The organism is Bacillus sp. Medicinal_06 (genome assembly GCF_056711665.1).
In genome coordinates, this window is sequence record NZ_JBWYHD010000012.1 from 42,970 (window position 1) to 63,118 (window position 20,149).

Annotated in this window: 22 protein-coding genes; 12 read left to right on the forward strand and 10 right to left on the reverse strand. The window is 34.9% G+C overall.

Translation table 11 applies throughout. The features are described from left to right. Nucleotides 1-123 precede the first annotated feature (123 nt). Nucleotides 124-1,548 (reverse strand): amino acid permease, encoded by a 1,425-nt coding sequence (locus AC1M36_RS22825; protein WP_336453086.1) that lies wholly within the window; start codon nucleotides 1,546-1,548, stop codon nucleotides 124-126. 254 nt (nucleotides 1,549-1,802) lie between these two features. On the opposite strand from AC1M36_RS22825, the gene AC1M36_RS22830 reads away from it, so the two are divergent. Further along, nucleotides 1,803-2,552 (forward strand): IclR family transcriptional regulator, encoded by a 750-nt coding sequence (locus AC1M36_RS22830; protein ID WP_431613244.1) that lies wholly within the window; start codon nucleotides 1,803-1,805, stop codon nucleotides 2,550-2,552. Nucleotides 2,553-2,628: 76 nt separating this feature from the next. After that, entirely contained in the window at nucleotides 2,629-4,269 is a 1,641-nt protein-coding gene (locus AC1M36_RS22835; RefSeq protein WP_336453084.1) for a M20 family metallopeptidase, read from the forward strand. 160 nt (nucleotides 4,270-4,429) lie between these two features. On the opposite strand, the gene AC1M36_RS22840 is transcribed toward AC1M36_RS22835, so the two are convergent. Together AC1M36_RS22840 and AC1M36_RS22845 are read right to left on the reverse strand one after the other, a co-directional pair. Next, a complete protein-coding gene (locus AC1M36_RS22840) occupies nucleotides 4,430-5,107 on the reverse strand; it encodes an LrgB family protein (RefSeq protein ID WP_336453083.1) in 678 nt (225 codons plus the stop codon). After that, a complete protein-coding gene (locus AC1M36_RS22845; RefSeq protein WP_016131827.1) occupies nucleotides 5,104-5,469 on the reverse strand; it encodes a CidA/LrgA family holin-like protein in 366 nt (121 codons plus the stop codon). The genes AC1M36_RS22840 and AC1M36_RS22845 overlap by 4 nt, the downstream gene beginning before the upstream one ends. A gap of 149 nt (nucleotides 5,470-5,618) precedes the next feature. Here AC1M36_RS22845 and alsR point away from each other — a divergent pair, with 149 nt between their 5' ends. After that, nucleotides 5,619-6,521, forward strand: a complete 903-nt coding sequence (gene alsR / locus AC1M36_RS22850) for an acetoin biosynthesis transcriptional regulator AlsR (protein WP_336453082.1) — start codon at nucleotides 5,619-5,621, stop codon at nucleotides 6,519-6,521. A gap of 21 nt (nucleotides 6,522-6,542) precedes the next feature. On the opposite strand, the gene AC1M36_RS22855 is transcribed toward alsR, so the two are convergent. Further along, nucleotides 6,543-7,154, reverse strand: coding sequence for a hypothetical protein (locus AC1M36_RS22855; RefSeq protein WP_336453081.1), 612 nt, complete (start codon nucleotides 7,152-7,154; stop codon nucleotides 6,543-6,545). 195 nt (nucleotides 7,155-7,349) lie between these two features. Between AC1M36_RS22855 and AC1M36_RS22860 the strand changes: the two genes are divergently transcribed. The 3 genes from AC1M36_RS22860 to AC1M36_RS22870 all read left to right on the forward strand — a co-directional run bounded on the left by AC1M36_RS22860 (nucleotide 7,350) and on the right by AC1M36_RS22870 (nucleotide 9,866). Continuing rightward, on the forward strand, nucleotides 7,350-7,925 hold the full coding sequence (locus tag AC1M36_RS22860; protein ID WP_336453080.1) for an ABC transporter permease: 576 nt from the start codon (nucleotides 7,350-7,352) through the stop codon (nucleotides 7,923-7,925). Between the two features lie 92 nt (nucleotides 7,926-8,017). Next, entirely contained in the window at nucleotides 8,018-8,929 is a 912-nt protein-coding gene (locus AC1M36_RS22865; protein WP_336453079.1) for an ABC transporter ATP-binding protein, read from the forward strand. Then, nucleotides 8,922-9,866, forward strand: coding sequence for an ABC transporter permease (locus AC1M36_RS22870; protein WP_336453078.1), 945 nt, complete (start codon nucleotides 8,922-8,924; stop codon nucleotides 9,864-9,866). Before AC1M36_RS22865 ends, AC1M36_RS22870 begins: the two co-directional genes overlap by 8 nt. A gap of 53 nt (nucleotides 9,867-9,919) precedes the next feature. Here AC1M36_RS22870 and AC1M36_RS22875 read toward each other — a convergent pair whose 3' ends face one another. Beyond that, the gene (locus AC1M36_RS22875) at nucleotides 9,920-11,065 is read right to left on the reverse strand and encodes a M20 peptidase aminoacylase family protein (RefSeq protein WP_336453077.1); all 1,146 of its coding nucleotides are present in this window, start codon (nucleotides 11,063-11,065) and stop codon (nucleotides 9,920-9,922) included. A 289-nt stretch (nucleotides 11,066-11,354) separates the two neighbouring features. On the opposite strand from AC1M36_RS22875, the gene AC1M36_RS22880 reads away from it, so the two are divergent. After that, nucleotides 11,355-11,516 carry a hypothetical protein gene (locus tag AC1M36_RS22880; RefSeq protein WP_336453076.1) on the forward strand — a complete coding sequence of 54 codons (162 nt, stop codon included), beginning with the start codon at nucleotides 11,355-11,357 and terminating at the stop codon, nucleotides 11,514-11,516. Between the two features lie 15 nt (nucleotides 11,517-11,531). Here the strand turns inward: AC1M36_RS22880 and AC1M36_RS22885 are convergent, their stop codons facing one another. Beyond that, nucleotides 11,532-12,440, reverse strand: coding sequence for an EamA family transporter (locus AC1M36_RS22885; protein ID WP_479846225.1), 909 nt, complete (start codon nucleotides 12,438-12,440; stop codon nucleotides 11,532-11,534). A gap of 657 nt (nucleotides 12,441-13,097) precedes the next feature. On the opposite strand from AC1M36_RS22885, the gene AC1M36_RS22890 reads away from it, so the two are divergent. Next, on the forward strand, nucleotides 13,098-13,805 hold the full coding sequence (locus AC1M36_RS22890; protein ID WP_336453074.1) for a cytochrome c biogenesis CcdA family protein: 708 nt from the start codon (nucleotides 13,098-13,100) through the stop codon (nucleotides 13,803-13,805). An 89-nt stretch (nucleotides 13,806-13,894) separates the two neighbouring features. Next, complete coding sequence (locus AC1M36_RS22895; RefSeq protein WP_336453073.1) at nucleotides 13,895-14,401, forward strand: CcdC family protein; 507 nt, start codon at nucleotides 13,895-13,897, stop codon at nucleotides 14,399-14,401. Nucleotides 14,402-14,427: 26 nt separating this feature from the next. Here AC1M36_RS22895 and AC1M36_RS22900 read toward each other — a convergent pair whose 3' ends face one another. Further along, nucleotides 14,428-14,859, reverse strand: a complete 432-nt coding sequence (locus AC1M36_RS22900; RefSeq protein WP_336453072.1) for a DUF2621 domain-containing protein — start codon at nucleotides 14,857-14,859, stop codon at nucleotides 14,428-14,430. 104 nt (nucleotides 14,860-14,963) lie between these two features. Continuing rightward, a complete protein-coding gene (locus tag AC1M36_RS22905; RefSeq protein WP_336453071.1) occupies nucleotides 14,964-15,260 on the reverse strand; it encodes a hypothetical protein in 297 nt (98 codons plus the stop codon). A gap of 259 nt (nucleotides 15,261-15,519) precedes the next feature. Between AC1M36_RS22905 and AC1M36_RS22910 the strand changes: the two genes are divergently transcribed. Next, nucleotides 15,520-16,113: an AAA family ATPase gene (locus AC1M36_RS22910; RefSeq protein ID WP_336453070.1), complete on the forward strand. Its 594-nt coding sequence runs from the start codon at nucleotides 15,520-15,522 to the stop codon at nucleotides 16,111-16,113. A 111-nt stretch (nucleotides 16,114-16,224) separates the two neighbouring features. On the opposite strand, the gene AC1M36_RS22915 is transcribed toward AC1M36_RS22910, so the two are convergent. Then, nucleotides 16,225-16,785, reverse strand: coding sequence for a class I SAM-dependent methyltransferase (locus AC1M36_RS22915; RefSeq protein WP_479846226.1), 561 nt, complete (start codon nucleotides 16,783-16,785; stop codon nucleotides 16,225-16,227). A 131-nt stretch (nucleotides 16,786-16,916) separates the two neighbouring features. Then, nucleotides 16,917-17,867: a class I SAM-dependent methyltransferase gene (locus AC1M36_RS22920; protein ID WP_336453068.1), complete on the reverse strand. Its 951-nt coding sequence runs from the start codon at nucleotides 17,865-17,867 to the stop codon at nucleotides 16,917-16,919. A 197-nt stretch (nucleotides 17,868-18,064) separates the two neighbouring features. Here AC1M36_RS22920 and hutP point away from each other — a divergent pair, with 197 nt between their 5' ends. Next, entirely contained in the window at nucleotides 18,065-18,505 is a 441-nt protein-coding gene (hutP, locus tag AC1M36_RS22925) for a hut operon transcriptional regulator HutP (protein ID WP_000926516.1), read from the forward strand. Nucleotides 18,506-18,608: 103 nt separating this feature from the next. Further along, nucleotides 18,609-20,126: a histidine ammonia-lyase gene (gene hutH, locus AC1M36_RS22930; protein ID WP_336453067.1), complete on the forward strand. Its 1,518-nt coding sequence runs from the start codon at nucleotides 18,609-18,611 to the stop codon at nucleotides 20,124-20,126. Nucleotides 20,127-20,149 lie beyond the last annotated feature (23 nt).

A 20,149-nucleotide genomic window follows, 5' to 3' on the forward strand; every position in this document is an offset into this window, starting at 1 on the left:
ATTTTCCTCTATTTTCAAGGAGAAGAGTAGGGAGAGAGAGAATAGAACTAGCGTCAATGATAAAAGACCGCACATTAACTAAGAGTAATGTGCGGTCTTTTATGTATAGGGATTATTATAGTATTACAAAGTTTTGCTAATTTTAGTTTCTGTATGAGTGTTTTGAGTAGCTTTTTTCTTTATCTTGATGTAATAGTAGCTATAACAAAAGATGATAAATGGTACAGTGCAATAGATTCCTAGTCTTTGCTCTGGGATAAAGATAAGACTTATTAATATAATACCATACAATCCAAAACCAAGAATTGGTACAAGAGGATAAAGTGGAGTTCTGAATTTTAAGTCTTCTAATTTTCCACCTTCAGTTAAATAATGTTTGCGAAAAAAGAATTGAGAAACACAAATTGACATCCAAACAATAATTGTAATGACTCCGGAAATTGAAATTAGCCATAAGTAAACAGTTTCAGCAGCTACAACACTTGTTAAAAGAGAGAAAGCTGAAATAGATATTGTCATGATTAAAGCGTATAGGGGTATCCCGCGTGATGATAATTTCTTTAAAAAGGCTGGAGCCATATCATTTTTTGATAACGACCAAAGCATACGAGTCGCGGCGTATAGCCCTGAATTTGCAACAGAAAGAACGGCAGTAAGAATGACAAAGTTCATAATATCAGCTGCATATGGAATACCTATATTATCAAAAACAGCAACAAATGGGCTCTTTGTTAATCCTGCTTCTTCCCAAGGAATCAAGGCCACGAGGACAAAGATTGCTAAGACGAAGAAAAACATCGTGCGCCATATAATATTTCTAATAGAACGTGGTAAAGTTTTGGCTGGATTTTCACTTTCGCCTGCTGCGATTCCGACAAGTTCTGTACCTTGGAAGGAATAATTAACTGTAACCATTGTTAGTAAGATAGCTGCAATTCCATTTGGGAATAAACCACCATGATTAATGAAATTTGAAAAAAGCGGAGCTGGTTCGTTTCCTTTTAAATCAATCAAACCGAACATAGCGGCGCCGCCAAGAATAATGAAAGCGATGATGGCAGATACTTTAATACTTGAAAACCAAAATTCTGTTTCTGCATAACTACGAGCAGATAAGGCGTTAATGGTGAATATTGTAACACCAAATATTAAACACCAAACCCAGACGGGAATATCAGGAAACCAACGTTGCATTGTAATACCTGCAGTTGTAAATTCAAGACCAGTAGTATTTGCCCAGCTTAGCCAATATAACCATCCAATGGTAAACCCAGTTGCGGGATTTATGAATTTGGTGGCATATTCCTGGAAGGAGCCTGAAACAGGCATTGCTACAGCAAGCTCACCAAGACATAGCATAACGAAGTACATTAATAATCCACCGGCAATAAAGGCAAGTACGGATCCACCAGGCCCAGCTTGTCTTATAATAAAGCCAGATCCATTAAATAGTCCCGTTCCAATTACACCACCGAGTGCAATCATGAATAAATGCCTACTTTTCATCGTACGTTTTAGTTCATTATTTGTATTACCTAATTGCGTCATTGTTTTCCTCGCTTTCATAATTGATGGGGTGAAAATCGATATTTTTCCGTATTATGGAATATATTCCGTGATGCAGAATCTTGTTATAATTTTCAGATAATTAAAAAGAAAAGTCAATATTTTTTTGTTTCCGTTTTCAAATTATTATTTTTGTTTTTATTTTTAGAAAATTTAATTGATTTCAGTTTGGATTTTTGCTAAATTGATAGTTAATTAAGGTTACTAACATATTACAAGTAAAGTTGAGGCGAGTTATGGTACAGTCCATTGATCGAGCGATAGGTATTATTAAGTTATTGAATTCTACAAATGAAAAAAAGTATTGGGCTATTTCTGATATAGCTGATAGGACACATCTCCCGGTTAGTACGGTACATAGGTTACTTAACTCTCTAATGGAGCATAGATTAGTTACGCAAATTTCAGAAACAAAACAGTACACAACTGGACCGATGTGGATGGAAATAGGATTACGTCAATTAGAGAAGATAGACTACAGATCTGTTGCAAGAGAAGTGATGAAGCGTTTGGCCTCTGAAATTGAAGAAAGTGTTTACTTGAACATTCCAAATGGAACACATTCTATCATTATTGAAAGAATTGATAGCCCTTTAAAAATTCGAGTTATTGATAACTTAGGGGAACAGATTCCTCTATCCATTGGCGCCGCAAATAAAACGATGCTTGCCAATATGAAAACAAATGAAATGGAACACATTGTAGAACATTTACTTTCTTCTTTACCAGAACAAAAGCAAGTTCTTTTTGATCAAATCGAACAGATAAGAAATGAAGGATATGCTGTGAGTTATGGTGAAAAAACAGAGGGGACAGCCTCAGTAGCTGCACCTATTATAGGGTTTAATCATAAAGTAGTAGGAGCATTAAGTATTGGGTTAATTAGTCATCGCATTAACGATGATCGACTATCTTTTCTTATTAGTAAGGTAAAACAAGCAGCTAGTGAAATATCAATAAAAATCGGCAGAACATCAGAATCATAATTTTGATAGCCTGTCGTCATTTTTTGTCCGTATATCGGAAATGAATTTCATAATGTGGAAAAATAGGGGGATTTATATGTCAAAGTGGCAATCAAAGGAACAATTGGTGCAATTATTAAGCAATCTTGTTGAAATTCCTAGTATTACTGGCTCGGAAGCTGAAGTTATATTGCCAGATTTTGTTATGGAACAATTATCTGACTTACACTATTTCAAACAAAATCCACATCATTTGCAAAAGAATCCGACAGGGGATGGAAGATATTTTGTTACGGCTCTAGTAAAGAAAAATAATAGTACAAAAAATACAGTAATTCTTGTTAGTCACTTTGATGTTGTAGATGTACAAGATTATGGAGTATGGAAAGAAGATGCATTTAACGCTCAAAAATTAACATCTATGTTTTATTCTCATAAAGATGAATTACCAGATCATGTACGTGAAGATATAGAACAGGGGGACTGGTTATTTGGTAGAGGAACAATGGATATGAAATGCGGTCTAGCTTTGCAAATGGCGATGATTGAGCAAGCTTGTGAAGGAAGATTTGATGGGAATATCCTCTTATTGGCTGTTCCAGATGAAGAAGTGAACTCCGTAGGGATGAGGACTGCTGTTCCAAGATTATTAGATTTAGCAGAAGAATATAACTTAGAATATAAAACAGTCCTAAATTCAGAACCTATGTTTTCGCGACACCCTGGTGATCAAAATAAGTATATTTATACTGGTTCTATTGGTAAGGTGTTACCTGGTTTTCTTTGTTATGGAAAAGAAACACATGTAGGCGAACCATTTGCAGGATTAAATGCGAATTATATGGCTTCATTATTGACAGCTGAATTAGAATTAAATACGGAATTTTGTGATATTGTAGAAGGTGAGGCGAGCCCCCCACCAACTAACTTGTTACAAAGAGACTTAAAAGAGGATTATTCTGTACAAATTCCTCATCGTGCAGTCACATTATTTAATTTGTTTTTATTAGAAAAAACGATGACGGATGTCATGGCGTTGTTACATCAAAAAGTAATAAAAGTAGCAGAGAAAATCGAAGAGTCGTATGAGAAGCGAGCATATCGGTTTTCTAAGTATAATCCTTTCATACCGCCTAATCTTCAAGTAAATGTATTAACGTATGAAGAGCTTACCGCTTATGCAATTGAGCAGCATGGGAAAGAAAAAATAGATAGGGTTCAATCTGCTGTTATAAAAAATAGAGGGAATAAAGATGATCGTGCAGTCACAATTGATTTAGTTGATAAATTAGCTATCTTATGTAAAGAAAAGGCACCGATGATTGTAACTTTCTTTGCCCCACCGTATTATCCGGCTGTGAGTTCACGGCATAACTCTTTAATTAAAGAGGTGGTTGTAGAAATGGAAAGATATGCTCACTACAATCATGGAATTACATTTAAAAATCAAAATTATTTTGGGGGAATTTCAGATTTGAGTTATGTGGGCTTACAGTACCCAGCTGATTCGATGAGTTCACTCGTAGACAATATGCCATTATGGAATAAAGGTTATTCGATTCCACTTGGGGAATTAGAAGAGTTTGATGTTCCGGTATTAAATATGGGACCAGTAGGAAAAGATGCACATCAATGGACAGAACGCCTGGACGTAAATTACGCATTTGAAACGCTATTAGATATGTTACCTATATGTATTGAAAAATTACTTGTTTCTAATAAAATTACACAGTCGTAGTTAGTTTATATAGGAGAGAAGCGGATTAAGAAAAGGATAGAAAATGTAGCGTTATATTACAGTTTCTATCCTTTTTCTTGTAATGATTTATTTCTATCTTGTTATTTGTGGGTAGTAAACCTGATTGATCGGGATAAATAAAATAAGAGTATAGTGTTGTTTAATGTAACCAAGATAAGAAAAGTGGAACAATGACTAAACTTGCGCCAGCTGTCAAAAGCATAGATAAACTTGCAATTGTACCTTCAACTGGCCCAATTTCAAATGCTTTTGAAGTGCCAGTTCCATTTGCGCTAGTACCTAACATAATACCTTTTGCGATAGCTGTTTTAATACGGCATATGCGAATGAGAGAAGGACCTAAGAGTGCTCCTGTTAATGCGGTTAATACAACAAATACTGCTGTTAATTGAGACATACCACCAATCATTTCTGAAATTGCCATGGCAATTGGTGTTGTTACGATGTGTGGTGCTAGGCTATGTTCTAGCGATGAATCAATTTGAAAGGCATTTGCTAGTAAAGCTGAAGTGATAACGGATAAAAAAGAGCCGACAACAACATTAATTAAAATAGCACTTGCATGTTTTTTAAACAGATCAAAGTATTTATAGATCGGCCATGCAAAAGCAACTGTTGCTGGCTTTAATAGTTCAGTTAGCCAGTGACCACCAGAATCGTATGTTTCATAAGATGTATCTAACCCGAGTAATAATGCGATTAACACAATTGGACAAACGAGAAGGGGAGAAAGTATACTCCAGTTCCAGCGCTGATATAGTTTTTTAGATATCCAATATGTGAATAGTGTTAATAATAAACATAAAAAGGCAATCATTGTGCTGATCCTTTCCGCTTTAAAAGCAATTCTGTTAAGATCCCAGTTACGAGTGTTACGCAAAGAGTACTAATCATGATAATTAAAATGAGATCGATACCATATTGCGATAATGTATCTTTGTAGCGGATAACAGCGACAGCAGAAGGAATAAAAAATAAAATAAGTTCTTTTAGTAAAAAGTCTGCTCCGTCTTGAATCCATTCTTTTTTCACTAGGTTAAATTTTAATGAAATTAATAATAAGAAAATACCGATAATACTTCCTGGAATAGGGAGGTGTGCCTGTTTTGCGATCCATTCACCTGTCCAAGCGAAACAAAATAATAGTAAAATTTGTCCGCTTAATTTCCACCATTTCATACAGTAACACCTCTTTCGTTTCGTTTGTTACATAAAAATTGTAAAAAGAATTAACAATTTCTACTATACGTTCTTTCAAAAAATTTGTCTAATATATAAATTATATGTTATTAATTTATTATACATATTAATGGAAAAGGGTGTCCGAAATGGAATTACGGCATTTGCAATATTTTGTTGTGGTGGCAGAAGAGCTGCATTTTGGTCGAGCAGCCGCTCGTTTACAAATGACACAGCCCCCACTTAGTCAACAAATTCAGCAATTAGAAAAAGAAATGGGGGTTACGTTATTTTCAAGAACAAAGCGGAAAGTTGAGCTAACAGAAGCAGGAGAAATGTTTTTAAAAGAAGTAAAAAAAGCATTTGATCAAATTGAAAAAGCAGTTGAGGTTGCACAAAGTGCACAAAGAGGAGAGGTTGGTTCGCTTTCAATTGGATTTGTAGGGGCAGCTATATACGATATTTTACCGTCTATTGTTAGAGAATATCGAAAGAAGTTTCCAAGAGTATCTGTTGCACTACATGAATTATCAACACCAGATCAAGTTCACGCGCTTCATGATAATCGAATTGATATTGGATTTTTACGGCCGCCAATTAATACGCAATTACTAGAGTTAGAACCAATTCAAAAGCTTTCGTGTACACTATGTTTACCAAAAGCGCATCCGCTAGCAGAGAAAGAAGAAATTCATATTGAAGATTTGCAAGATGAGCCATTTGTATTCATAACGAGACCGGTTTGGCCTGCGTTATATGATACGATTTTATCATTATGTAGGAACGCTGGATTCAGTCCACATATTGTACAGGAGGCAACAGAGTACCAAACTGTTATGGGGCTTGTAGCAGCGGGAATTGGATTAACAGTGATTCCGGTTTCTGCGAATAAGTTGTACAAAACAGAAGTTGTATATAAGGCTATATATGATTCTAATTTTGTAGCAGAGATGTCAGTTGCATATCGGAAAACAAATAGTAACCCTGAGCTGTTAGAGTTTTTAAAAATTGCTAGGGAAAAGAAACGAATAGAAGTAGAAAACGATAAGTAAAATGACAAAAAAGAGGAGATGCTATTCTGAGGCATCTCCTCTTTTTATTTCAATACTGACTAAGTAGACATGTTCATTTTCTCGGAGCAATCGTTGGCGTGATTCTTCATCTTCTATAGAGAGTGCGGATATATGGTTTTTATTTGTTTTTATCCAAGCAGCAAGGACTGCTCTTTTGTTATATTCTATGTTTTGAGGATTGTTAATTTCTTCAAATGCAGATCCATTAATATTAGGTAAGCCATTTTCAGAAGCAGTCATGGAACCACCATCAATACCTATGAACCATTGCCAAGTTTCATTATTCGTATGTTGAAATATTTGCTGACCAACGGCTAATTTTATTTTTTTATCTATAAAGTCGGAAGAAGAAAGCCTAACTATATCTTTTATTTTTTCTCCATTTTGGTAATATTCAATAGTTGTAAATATTTTAGCTTGTTTATGAGGAATGGTAACTTCATAAAAAGAAACATGTTCTTGTTGTAAGGGTAATAATTGTAAAAGAGCAGTTTCCTTTTCTGATAATTTATATGGTTTTACAATTGTGTATGAGTCTGTATTTTGCTCGACAACACAACTACTAAGAAAAGTAATCAATAAAATGATGCTGAGAAGAAACAGTTTTCTCATTTAATCCCTCCATATTAATATATTTGCTCTTATAGGGGTTTTTCTGTTCAGTATAACCGTAGACATAAAGTCATTTTTCTCCGACTTAAGACCTAGTAAAGATTCCGGTTGTAGTTCGATGTTAAAAAAATCATATTTTTATACACTGGTAGTATAGAAGATTGGACGTTATAAAGTAAGGTAGGGGAATCAATTATGTCTTTATTTCGGTTAGCAAGGAAAAATATACAGAACTATGCTGCCCAAAGATTAAAGCAATTTATATGGATTGCAACGAGTACAACAATTTGTTTTTTTATTGTATCTATTCAATCAAACGAAATGATAGTAGAAAAGCTGCAACATATTCCGTTATTTGTGGCGCTTTTTTATTATGTGTCTATTTTTTTGTTGTTTGTATGTAGTTTTATTACATACAAAATGATAAATAGTTTTTTAAAGACAAGAAAACGAGAATTTCAATTGTATGAAGGCAGTGATATGAAAAAAAGAACAATGGTGTGTTTGTTGTGGCAGGAACAGTTAGTGATTTTTGGTGGGGCTGGTTTTTTTGGATTGATTCATGGTATGCTATTTTTAAAGTTATGTACAATTATTTTCATGAAAATAGCGAGGATTTATGGGGGATGTAGTGCGCCAATTACAATTTCTTCACTATTAGTAACGACATTATTTATTATTATTTTAATTGTATTATCGATGTGGCAATGTTATCAATATATACAAGGTTTAAAAAAGAAAAGTTCACATAAAACAGAGAAAAAGGCATGAAACATCATGTCTTTTTCTCTGTTTTACATGAGGAAATAATCGTGATACAGTGAAAAGAACTTAATAAGTGTGAAAAAGAAAGGTTGTATGGAATGACAAATGAGCAGTCGATAGTAAAAGTTGATCGGTTAACAAAGCGAATCGGTTCAAAGACATTAGTAGAAAATATAAGCTTTGAAGTGAAAAAAGGTGAAGTGGTTGGTTTGTTAGGGCCAAATGGTGCTGGGAAAACAACATTAATGCGAATGATGGTCGGTATGATTCGCATGACGGAAGGGGAAGTATGGATAGATGGTCAATCTGTAAAACGGGAGTTTGAAAGTACAGCAGCAAAAATTGGTGCTGTAATTGAAAATCCAGAATTCTATCCTTTTTTAAGTGGTTATGAAAATTTAACATACTTTGGACGTATGAATGGCAATGTTACAGAAGAACGCATTGATGAAGTCGTTCAACTACTGGGTATGGGACAAGTCATTAATCGTAAAGTAAAAGCATATTCGCTTGGTATGAGACAACGATTAGGAATTGCGCAAGCGCTTGTACATAATCCAGATGTACTCATTTTAGATGAACCGACAAATGGATTAGATCCAAATGGTATTCATGAAATGCGAATGTACATAAAGAAAATTGCACATGAACAAGGGAAGGCTGTGCTTGTTTCAAGTCATTTATTATCTGAAGTTGAATTAATGTGTGACCGAGTTATTATTATTCAGCATGGAGAATATGTGGCAACACAAAATATTCAGCAAGATGAAAGCATGGAGCTGGAGACAATACATATACGTGTTGATGATGTGAAACAAGCAGCAGAACTTTTAGAATATGATGTCACGATTCAAGATAATGAATTGATTATGACTATGGAAAATAAAGAAATTCCAAATGTGATTCGTACATTAACAGAACGAGGGATTCGTATTTATCGTGTGTATGAAGAAAGAAAGACATTGGAAGAGAAGTTTTTAGAATTAACAGGGGGAAAGGATATTGTTTAATTTAATCTATAATGAGTTGTATAAAATCTTTAAGCGAAAGCGAACGATCATTCCGTTTGCTGTTATTACAATTCTAGTTATCGGTTTAGGGTGGGTGTCAGTTAAATATTTTCCATCTTCATCAGGAGATTGGAAAGTAGAATATCAAGATCGAACGACAGAAATTGAAAAAAAACTTGGGAGTACAAAACAGGATATTATCAATCAAAGATCGGGAGATGAGCTTGTTAAAGAGTATCAGTTAAAAATGAAGCATTTAGATACAAATACTCCACCAGCAGGCGATTCACCGCTAACTTTTATGAGAGATACAGGTTTAATTGTGTTTCCAATTTTATTACCATTTATTCTTGTATATGCAAGTACAATTTTTGCGAACGAGTACAATTGGGGAACTTATAAATTTTTAATGATTCGTCCGGCAAGTCGATTTAAAATTTTAACAGCAAAGTATATCGCAATTGTTATTTTCTCTGCATTATTATTTATATTTAATATGGTTTTCTCACTTTTATGTGGGTTTATTATTTATAAATTTCAACAGCCTGCATGGGTAGAGTTTATCGTACAAAATGGAAATATCGTTCAGCAAAATATATTTGTTGATGTAAGTAAGTATTATATATTAGAATGGTTGCCAACTCTTGTGTACGCAGCATTTGCTTTTATGATTTCTGTTTTAACGAGATCAAGTGGAGGGGCTATTGGTATTTCCTTATTCGTGGCGTTATCTGGGGGGGTTATTTTAATACCAGCGTCTAGGTACGAATGGATGAAATTTTTATTACCAGCAAATACAGATTTATATGGAATCTTAAATGGTGGTAGTTTCATTCAAGGTGTAACATTCCCATTTGCGTCTTGTATGCTTCTTATATATTTACTTGTATTTTTAGGCATTTCCTATACTGTATTTTTAAAACGCGATTTAACCTAATGATAGGATAAGATGAAAAAGCCGTTAAGAAGAATAATCTTAACGGTTTTTCTTTATCTTAATTTGTTAATCGCTTCCTCAGCTAGTAAAGCAAAAAATTGTGCACTAATAGGTAACGCACCTTCATCTAATGTAAAGGCAGGATGGTGCCACTCTTGCGTACCATTTGTCCCCATAAAGACGAATGAACCAGGTATTTCTTGTTGGTAGAACGAAAAATCTTCTCCTGCCATAGACGGTTTTGGTGAAATAATTTGAAGTCCCATTCTTTGAGCAATATGAGTAGATAATTCTGTAAGTGTTACATCATTATGAACAGCAGGAGGACCTGGATACCAATGGAATTTAGCTTGGACACCAAGTGCATCAGCGACGCCTTTAATAACACGCTTCATCAATTTGGGGATTTTTGTACGTGTTTCTGCCTGAAATGTACGGACAGTTCCTTCTAAAGTTGCATTTTCAGGAATAACGTTCCATGTATTTCCTGAATGGATATTCGTTACACTTATGACAGCGTTATGAAAAGAACTAATATTTCGACTTACAATCGTTTGCAGTGCCATAACAATTTGGGAAGAAGCGACAATCGGATCAACACCAGCGTCAGGTACAGCCGCATGTGTTCCAATCCCTTTAATTTCGATTTCAAAACGGTCGACTCCTGCCATTAGTGGACCGTCTTTAATACCGATTGTTCCAACTGGTAGATCGGGTTTATTGTGCATACCAAAGATTGCTTGGACATCTTGTAAATGGCCCGATTCTATTACTTTACGTGCCCCGTCACCGCTTTCTTCTGCAGCTTGGAATATGAACCTAACAGTACCGTTAAGTGAAGATTCATTCGCCTTTAATAAGTAGGCAGCACCGAGAATGGATGCCGCGTGAAAATCGTGACCACATGCATGCATTTTTCCAGGGTTTTTAGAAGCGTAAGATAAATTCGTTTCTTCGTGTATAGGAAGAGCGTCAATATCGGCACGGAGCGCAACAGTGGGCCCGTTTTTATTACCAGAAACCTCAGCAATCACGCCAGTTTTTAAATCAGAATTAATGATTGTTATGTCAGCTTCGTTTAACCAGTTACGTATCGCTTTTGTTGTTTCGAATTCTTCGTAAGATAGTTCTGGATATTGATGTAAATGACGGTGGATAGAGATTAGTTTTTCTGTTAATTGATTTGTGATAGGTTTCATTATATTATGTGCCTTCTTTCTCAAGGTAAATTTCAATTGGTGGTTTTCGTAAAATGTATTTATTAGTAAGTATATAGGAACTTAGTTCTTTTGAACGAATCGATAAAAATATCTTTTGAGTTAATTTTATAATTTTTTACATATAAATATTGTATCTTTTACATTTTAAGATCGTTATTTACAAGAAATTCATAAAAGCAAGATATACTAAAACATGTAAATACAAATACATACAAAATTCGTGTAGAGACCATAGTATAACGCAGCGGGGAATGTTTGGAAATCGCTATTGTTATTTATGGTCTTTTTGTATGAAAAAGGGGAGAAAATAGAAGAAACAAATGTTAAACAGGCATTAAATCAAGCAGCTAAAGAAACAGACCGTGCGTTAGAAATTGCGAATCGAGCTAAAAGTAATATGAAACAATTAAAAAGAGGCTTCTCATCTTGAGAAACCTCTTTTTGTTTAAGCAGCAACTTTCTTATGTGTATGATGTTTTTGATAACGCCCGCGCATCGTATACGCAATTTGCGGAATTGCAATTCCAACCAAAATAAGCGCCACACCAAGCCATTGAGAAGAAAGTACGGCTTCTTTTAAAATAAATACAGACATAATTGTTGTAACAGGTAGTTCAGCTGCCCCAAGAATAGTTGCTAAGCCGGAACCGATTTTTGGAATTCCGATTGTAAAGGCAATGGATGGAATTACGATACTAAACGTCCCTAGCCCTAAACCGTATTTCCAAAGTCCTTGTGAAATAGCTCCGTTAAAAATAAATGTTGGTGGGAATACTATCATTACTAAAGTTAAAGCACCCGCCATTAAGAGAACGCCCCGTGGTAAGGATGGTACTTCAACAGCAACCTTACCACTGACAAAAATGTATGTTGCAAATGTAACAGCAGATAGTAAACCTAATATGATTCCAGTTGTATCGAAGTCACCCGCTGACTTTTCTAATAATCCGCTCGATAAGAATGTACCAGCAAGTAAAAAGATAACGGAAATGACTTTTTCTCTTGACGGTAATGTTCTTGTCGCAACAGCTTCAATGATAATTCCCACCCAAACGAATTGGAATAAAAGGATAATGGCAATAGATGCCGGTACAGTTTTCAATGAAGCGTAATAAAAAATTCCTGTGAAACTTGCAGATGTTCCAGCGACAAATAAAATAAGCATTTGTTTAAGTGGAACGCGGTGTCTAGAAAATAGGAGAGTAATTCCAAGCAAAATAAACCAACCGAACAAATATTGACTACCAATTACTTCTCCAAGTGAAAACCCTTCTGCGTATGCAAGTTTAACAAAAATAGCTAAAATTCCATAGCTACATGCTCCTAATAAAACTAATAGAGAATAACGAAGCATGAAAATTCCTCCCATCCTATATATTTAGTTGTTCCAAAACGGACATATATAACTAGATGGAAGTATACAAAATTAAAAATGAAGGGTCAAATGAAAGAAAAGTGTGACATTTTATAGAATAATAATAAAAGTATGATATTTATGCATAATCTTGAAACTTATAATTATAGAAGTATTGTAAGACAAGGAGTGGATTGTATAAAGTTATCATTTGAAAAAAATATTTTTTTACAGGAAATGTATAGTACACAGAGATGTGATATACAAATCATTTGTTGTTTGGAAGAAGCTTTGATATGTTAATGAGTAACAGCATATTATTTATAATAGAAGAAAAATGAAAACGCTTCAGAAAAATATATAAATCCACTTTGATTTTTCGACAGATAAGCTGTGGCTATGGATAACAAAAGGTGACTGCTACTTGTTTTCTCTCTTTGTTTTCACCTAGCATGGGGCAGGAAAAGGATCTGACCGCTTCTATGCATGGCGGGATGCTCTTTCTCCTGAAAAGAAGGGGGGTATTTCGGTTTCAAATTTGTATAGCAGTGTGCAGCTTTTTTCTTATTAAAAAGTTGTAAATAGTGAATTCATGAATTGTTCATAGTATTTTCTGTTGTTTTTGCTACAATAATTGAAGAGGAGAGGAGTGAAAGGATGCAAGATATTAATATTTTTTTAGCATTTGGGGCCGGTTTTTTATCATTTATTTCCCCTTGTTGTTTACCGCTTTATCCAGCATTTTTATCGTACATAACGGGAATGTCGATTTCTGAATTAAAAGAAGAAAATGCAATGCTTCGTAAAAGAAGTATGATACATACAGCGTTTTTCTTATTTGGATTTTCTATCGTGTTTATTGCGATTGGATTTGGTACAAGTTTTATTGGATCGTTCTTCCAAGATTACAAAGACTTAATTAGGCAGTTAGGAGCAATATTCATCATTGTATTCGGACTTGTAATTGTGGGAGTATTCAAACCAAAGTTTTTAATGCAAGATCGTAAGTTTACATTTAAAAACCGTCCAAGTGGTTATATAGGATCTACTTTAATTGGTTTAGCATTTGCGGCTGGTTGGACGCCATGTACCGGACCAATTTTAGTAGCTGTAATTGGATTAGCTACCACGAATCCAGAATCAGCAATGATGTATATGATTGCTTATATACTTGGATTTGCAATACCGTTTTTTATACTTTCATTTTTTATTACGAAAATGTCTTGGATTAAACGACATAGTGGGACGTTTGTGAAAGTAGGCGGATATATCATGATTGTTATGGGGATTTTCTTATACTTTAATTGGATGACAAAAATTATTGCATATTTTTCAAGCCTATTTGGTGGTTTTACCGGTTTTTAGTATTATTCTGTGAAAATGTTGGAAATACTAACAGAAAAGCATATAATGAAACTATATTTTCATATTGCCACAAAAAAGGATGAGAAAGTATGAACTTAGTTCTTTTATCAAGTATTATTGCTGTTTGTATGGCTGTAGGTGCGATGTTTATTCGTTTAAAAGCAGCAAAGAAACCAGCAACATTGAAAAAAATCATTCTCCCTCCGTTTTTTATGAGTACGGGAGCACTGATGTACATTTTTCCGGAATTTCGTCTCACACCAGCAGAAATGCTAGAAGCAATCTGTGTCGGTTTGTTTTTCTCAATTTTTCTGATTAAAACATCTAAATTTGAAGTGCGTGGACAAGATATTTATTTAAAGCGTTCCAAAGCTTTCGTATTTATTTTAATTGGTTTGCTCGTGGTACGTATTGTCTTTAAAACATATTTAAGTCAATCGCTTGATTTAGGACAACTAAGTGGAATGTTCTTCTTACTTGCTTTTGCAATGATTGTCTCTTGGAGAATTGCAATGTATCGCTCGTTTACGAAATTGCAAAAGGAAATGGAAAAAGAAGATGGTTTTTATAATGAGAAAGATATGAAGTTAACGTAAAAAACCTCAAGACTCCTTGAGGTTTTTTATTTTGCCAAAAGTGATTGATAACGGGAATAGTCAATTTGCTTTTCTTGTAATTTTTTAATTAAAAACTTATGATCTCGTTTTGGGGTTGCTACAATATATCCTTTAATGATTAAATCTTCAGTTATTTTTTTTGCTTTTTCTTTTAACGCTAGTTCTCCGATTTTACCAGCAATTTTGGAACGAGCGACGTCACGGAACAGTTCGGGAACAGGGCTTACAAGTTCTTCTAATAATTGTTTTTGCTCATCATCCCATAAGTGTCTTGTTTGGTCAATATAGTGCTGCTCCCAATCTAAAATAGACATGCCGTCTTCTTTCGGTAGGCGTTTTAAGAATTTTCGGAACATAAAGTATCCACCGATAGACATAAGGCCTAGTAAAATAACAGTCCAAGTCACAATAAACCAACTAAACCATCCTTCGAGCAAGAATATACCCCCTTTGCGATAGCAGTTTTCCTTTTACTAGTATTATAAGCAGTGGGATTGATAGAAAGCAAGAACGCTTGGCCATTTTGACCAAGCGTTATGAATTAAACGAAGTATAGTTGTTCGACACGTAATATATCATTATCATCTTCTAAATATTCAATGATAAGTGTACCAACTTTACGGTCTTTATCTTCAGTTGTGAAAATAGAGTAAGAAGTAAAACGTTTTGTTGATAGGCCGCTAATATGTGTAGGAAGAGAAATGTAGTCGTTATTGCGGAAGAACTCCATGAGTTCAACATCTTCAAATTGTTTTCGATCCACTGGTTGATTTGTATAGCGACGTTGCAGTTGTTTTAAAGATTCATTCCAAGAAATTACTTTTGTATCGTATACCATTTGTTCTATCTCCTTACTATATGTAATCATTAAGAACATATGTTCTAATCTAGTATACCCTGTTTTGAATGAAAGGGAAAGCAAAAAATAATGTAAGCTTGGCTTTCCAAGCTTACATAAAAGGCGTCTATAATCGTCTCTATTTTTATTATAAGCTAGATGGAAATAGGAAACAAGGTGGGAAGTATTTTGTTGATAGTTTGTAAAATTCCGTTTATTGTAAAAAAGAGGTTTATTTTAGTGAAAAAGGATGGGGAAAATGACGTATATCATTTCACTTCAAGGACCAATGGCAAGCGGGAAAACAACGTTAGCAGGGAGATTAGAGCAAAGAGGTTTTCAAATTATATATGAAAATCCTTATGAAATTGTAGAGAAGAGAAAAAAATTAAACTTGGATATTTACACAAAAGAGGGGTTTATTACAAATCAAAAAATGTTTATGGAAGCAAAAATAATAGAATTTCAAAATGCACGAGGAAGTATTGTGATATTTGATCGTGGTCCGGAAGATATTGAGTTTTATACACTACATTTTCCAAAATTGATAGGGGTGGATTGGGATATTGAAAACGAACTAAAAGAGGAATTGTATCATTTAAGAAAATGTCGTTCGAATGCAATTTTTTATTTGGATATTTCTAAAAAGAAATTGCAGGAGAGAAAGGAGAGTGATACGTCGAGAAGACGCAGTACATTTGAAGAACAGTTAGAATTGGTGGAAGTGGAAAGGGAGTGGTATAAACATTTGCCGGTTACATATGTGAATGCTGATGAAGTGACAGTAGGAGAAACAGAGTATTATTTTATAAAGTGGCTCAATGCAAAGAGGGGGAGAAAATTCATAGACTGAAAATACATATAAAAGCTAGCAATTTGCTAGCTTTTATATGTAAGAAGAATAAATTTGTTTCATTACTATAGGTAGGATTTCTTTAAGAGTAATACCTATTTAGCTTAATAACTAAAGTTTTACTGCATCTATAATTAGCGATGGAAAAACGAGTTTATCCCCTTGATTTCGTGGGTCATATTTCTTGGAACGAAAAATAACTCCATCGGTTCCATTCCATTCATTGTAATGAAAATGCCCATCTTCATCAAAATATTCAAGTAATTTCACCTCGAATCCAGCAGCTGCAAACATTTTTCTTAAGGTTTTATAATTATGAACAATTTTATGACTAGCTGCGGGGTGGTCTTTAGGTCCAGGGCCCCCAACTTGTACCCCTTTTTGATAATCTTTATCTGGAAAAAATCCATCAGGAACGGCACATCGAACGTAACCACCATGCTTTAAAAACTCATAACATACTTTCGCCGCTTCTATGCCTTCTTCAAATGATAAATGTTCCCATACATGCTCCGCTAAAATTGCCGCTAAAGAATTAGGATCAAACCTTTTTATCCAATCTTCCTTTTTTAATAAATTTAATTCTTCCTCATTCGTATGTAACCAGCCAGGGTTATTATTATATCTCCCTGCACCAATTACCAGTTTAATTTCCTCTTGTTTGATAGCCAACAGTTTCACCTCTTATATTTTTTATTATTGTTATATTATGTTTATTATATAAATTTTCTTTCATAGGGTATCACCATATCATCATCAACCTAAGATAAATTTAAAGAATTTGTTATAAAGTAGGTTCAAGCTCATTTTGTACATCTATAAATAGCAAGTGTTTTTGGATCACGCCATACTCCTCCATGAAGAGATAATTCATTTTCTATTTCAATGGTTAGCCATTCTTTCATTTCTGAATGAAGATGAATGTCGTCAGGTATGTTTAAAGATGGAAACATACTAGAGATATAGTTAATGATAGGTGTAGCATGATGAAATAAAAGTGCATTATGGATAACCGTTTCCTCCACAGTTTCAAAAACAGATTGTAATAGTTGTTTTCCATTTTCTAAACAAAATGGAGAAGCTGATGGTGATTTTTCAGGTAAATCGAATGCGACTAACATTTTGTTACACATCTCATCCATACGGGATAACGAGATTTTGGAATTTGTTGTAGCAAGGAACCTGCCTCCAGGAGAAATTACTTTATGGAATTCTTGAATGGTTTTTTCAACATCCGTCATGTGATACAGCATATGTCTTGCGATGATCCAATCATAAGAATTAGCTGAGAAAGGTAGTTTGGTAGCGTCTCCCAATTTCCATTCAATATTTCCATTTTGCTGCACCCCATTCATAGCAGCTTCTCGTAGCATAGTTGTAGATTGATCTAGACCAGTGAGATGTCCCTTATGACCGTCTTTTTGTAGCAATGCTAGGAAATTTCCGTTAGCGCATCCAACTTCTAATATTTTTTCTGTTCCTTGTAATTGTAGATGATCTATTACAATCTTATCTAAGTCTATTCGTTTTTCCTCATATTTTTTATGAGTATTAATCCGTGTTTGCAAATGGTTACTTACAGCGTATTGCCTTTTTACATCATTCAACTTGTCTGATTCCACCTTTACACAAAATTGCTGAATAGCATGTGTTAACACATTTGTTTTATTTAGACTTTCATAATGAAGTGCGGCTTCAAATCTTCCTAGTAATCTTTCGTCAATTCGAAAGTGAATATCTTTTCTCTTAACCAATTTCGGGTCCCCCTTACAGCTGTTAGTGAGACTATAGCATGTTTGGGAATTTTCTGTAAATGGATTGTGTACACAATGGTAACAGAGTATTAAAAAAATTCATTTAATCATCATTTAGACTATTGACGATTAAACCGTTTTCATATATTCTTAAATTAAGTAATATTCAAATAATTCACAAGAAATGAGAGAGTCACATGCTTCTTCAAGGAACACATCGAATTGGTCGTATGGCCATGTTGCTCGCACTTGCGGACGAGAATGAAAGCCCTGTATTATCCATTCCAAAAGGTTGGAAATATTGTACGGGGAAAGTGGGTTCGATGAATTCGCAAAAGGTTGTCGCAGCAATGGAAACAGCGGCTAAAAGTAACCAAGTTATTGAAACAGACGTTTACAGAGAAACGCATGCACTTTATCATGCAATCATGGAAGCGTTGTACGGAGTGACGAGAGGTCAAATTCAGTTAGCAGACGTTCTTCGTACAGTAGGTCTTCGGTTTGCAATCGTGCGCGGTACACCATACGACGGAAAAAAGGAAGGCGAATGGGTTGCTGTTGCACTTTATGGAACGATAGGTGCGCCTGTAAAAGGATCTGAGCATGAGGCCATTGGTTTAGGAATTAATCACATATGATTTGCCCATAGTCTATTAGTTAGAAGGGGGCCTTGCTTTTTAGGACAGAAGTCTGTCTTGAAAAGGTAAGGTCCCCTTTTGCTCTTTTTAAGGAGGAAACAGGATGATTACGTTAACAGGACATTCATTGACAGTAGAAGAAATGAAACGCGCGCTGCTTGAAGGAGAAGGAGTAACAGCTTGTCCAAGTAGCATGCAAAAAGTAGCGGAGTGCCGTGAAGCTGTTGAAAAAATTGTAGAAGAGGGAAAGGTTGTTTACGGTATTACAACCGGGTTTGGGAAGTTTAGTGATGTATTTATTCAAAAAGATGATGTAAAGACACTTCAACATAATTTAATTCAATCACATGCATGTGGAATAGGGGATCCATTCCCAGAAGAAGTGTCACGTGGAATGTTGATTTTACGAGCTAATACGATGTTAAAAGGGGTATCCGGTGTTCGCCCTCTTGTTGTTAATATGCTATTAGAGTTTGTAAACCGTAAAATTCATCCGGTTATCCCACAGCAAGGTTCATTAGGTGCGAGTGGTGATTTAGCCCCATTATCCCATCTTGCTCTTGTTCTATTAGGTGAAGGGGAAGTGTTCTATAAGGGGAAACGCGTCCATGCGATGGTAGCTCTTACAGAAGAAGGTTTAGAACCAATCGAATTAGAAGCGAAAGAAGGGCTTGCATTAATTAATGGTACGCAAGCGATGACAGCGCAAGGAATTCTTTCTTATATAGAAGCTGAGGCGATTGCGTATCAATCAGAATTAATTGCTTCCATGACAATCGAAGGGTTACGCGGCATTATTGATGCATTTGATGAAAATGTTCATAAAGCTCGTGGCTACAAAGAACAAGTGGAAGTTGCAAAGCGTATTCGCGATGTACTTCAAGATAGCAAGCTTGTAACAAAGCAAGGGGAACTGCGTGTACAAGATGCATATTCACTTCGCTGCATTCCGCAGGTGCATGGTGCTTCTTGGCAAGTTTTAAATTATGTAAAAGAAAAATTAGAAATTGAAATGAATGCAGCAACAGATAACCCACTTATTTTTGATGGTGGAGAAAAAGTAATTTCTGGCGGAAACTTCCACGGTCAACCAATTGCATTTGCAATGGACTTCTTAAAGGTTGGAATGGCGGAACTGGCGAATATTTCTGAACGCCGTATTGAACGTCTTGTGAATCCGCAGTTAAATGATTTACCACCATTTTTAAGTCCAGAGCCAGGATTACAGTCTGGTGCAATGATTATGCAATATGCAGCAGCTTCACTCGTTTCTGAAAATAAAACGCTAGCTCATCCAGCAAGTGTTGACTCAATTCCATCATCAGCTAACCAAGAAGATCATGTAAGTATGGGAACAATTGCTTCACGTCATGCACATCAAATTATTCAAAACGTAAGACGCGTTCTTGCAATTGAAATGATTTGTGCAATGCAAGCTGCGGAATATCGTGGTACCCAAGAGATGAGTACGGTAACAAAAACGTTTTACCATAAAGGCCGTCAGCAAGTACCTTCTATTACAAATGATCGTGTTTTCTCAACAGATATTGAAAATATTGCACATTGGTTAAAAACAAGTCGTTTTACTTTAGAACGATTGGATGCAAATGCAACACTATAAAAAGGGAAAAGGGAGAGATTAAA

Bases quoted from the DNA above. Each gene is read 5' to 3' on its own strand.
- AC1M36_RS22875 (WP_336453077.1), bottom strand. From the start codon at position 11,065: ATGAAACCTATCACAAATCAATTAACAGAAAAACTAATCTCTATCCAC.
- hutP (WP_000926516.1), top strand. From the start codon at position 18,065: ATGCTTCTTCAAGGAACACATCGAATTGGTCGTATGGCCATGTTGCTC.
- AC1M36_RS22910 (WP_336453070.1), top strand. From the start codon at position 15,520: ATGACGTATATCATTTCACTTCAAGGACCAATGGCAAGCGGGAAAACA.
- AC1M36_RS22845 (WP_016131827.1), bottom strand. From the start codon at position 5,469: ATGAAATGGTGGAAATTAAGCGGACAAATTTTACTATTATTTTGTTTC.
- AC1M36_RS22885 (WP_479846225.1), bottom strand. From the start codon at position 12,440: ATGCTTCGTTATTCTCTATTAGTTTTATTAGGAGCATGTAGCTATGGA.
- AC1M36_RS22905 (WP_336453071.1), bottom strand. From the start codon at position 15,260: ATGGTATACGATACAAAAGTAATTTCTTGGAATGAATCTTTAAAACAA.
- AC1M36_RS22835 (WP_336453084.1), top strand. From the start codon at position 2,629: ATGTCAAAGTGGCAATCAAAGGAACAATTGGTGCAATTATTAAGCAAT.
- AC1M36_RS22830 (WP_431613244.1), top strand. From the start codon at position 1,803: ATGGTACAGTCCATTGATCGAGCGATAGGTATTATTAAGTTATTGAAT.
- AC1M36_RS22895 (WP_336453073.1), top strand. From the start codon at position 13,895: ATGAACTTAGTTCTTTTATCAAGTATTATTGCTGTTTGTATGGCTGTA.
- AC1M36_RS22865 (WP_336453079.1), top strand. From the start codon at position 8,018: ATGACAAATGAGCAGTCGATAGTAAAAGTTGATCGGTTAACAAAGCGA.
- AC1M36_RS22855 (WP_336453081.1), bottom strand. From the start codon at position 7,154: ATGAGAAAACTGTTTCTTCTCAGCATCATTTTATTGATTACTTTTCTT.
- hutH (WP_336453067.1), top strand. From the start codon at position 18,609: ATGATTACGTTAACAGGACATTCATTGACAGTAGAAGAAATGAAACGC.
- alsR (WP_336453082.1), top strand. From the start codon at position 5,619: ATGGAATTACGGCATTTGCAATATTTTGTTGTGGTGGCAGAAGAGCTG.
- AC1M36_RS22860 (WP_336453080.1), top strand. From the start codon at position 7,350: ATGTCTTTATTTCGGTTAGCAAGGAAAAATATACAGAACTATGCTGCC.
- AC1M36_RS22890 (WP_336453074.1), top strand. From the start codon at position 13,098: ATGCAAGATATTAATATTTTTTTAGCATTTGGGGCCGGTTTTTTATCA.
- AC1M36_RS22840 (WP_336453083.1), bottom strand. From the start codon at position 5,107: ATGATTGCCTTTTTATGTTTATTATTAACACTATTCACATATTGGATA.
- AC1M36_RS22825 (WP_336453086.1), bottom strand. From the start codon at position 1,548: ATGACGCAATTAGGTAATACAAATAATGAACTAAAACGTACGATGAAA.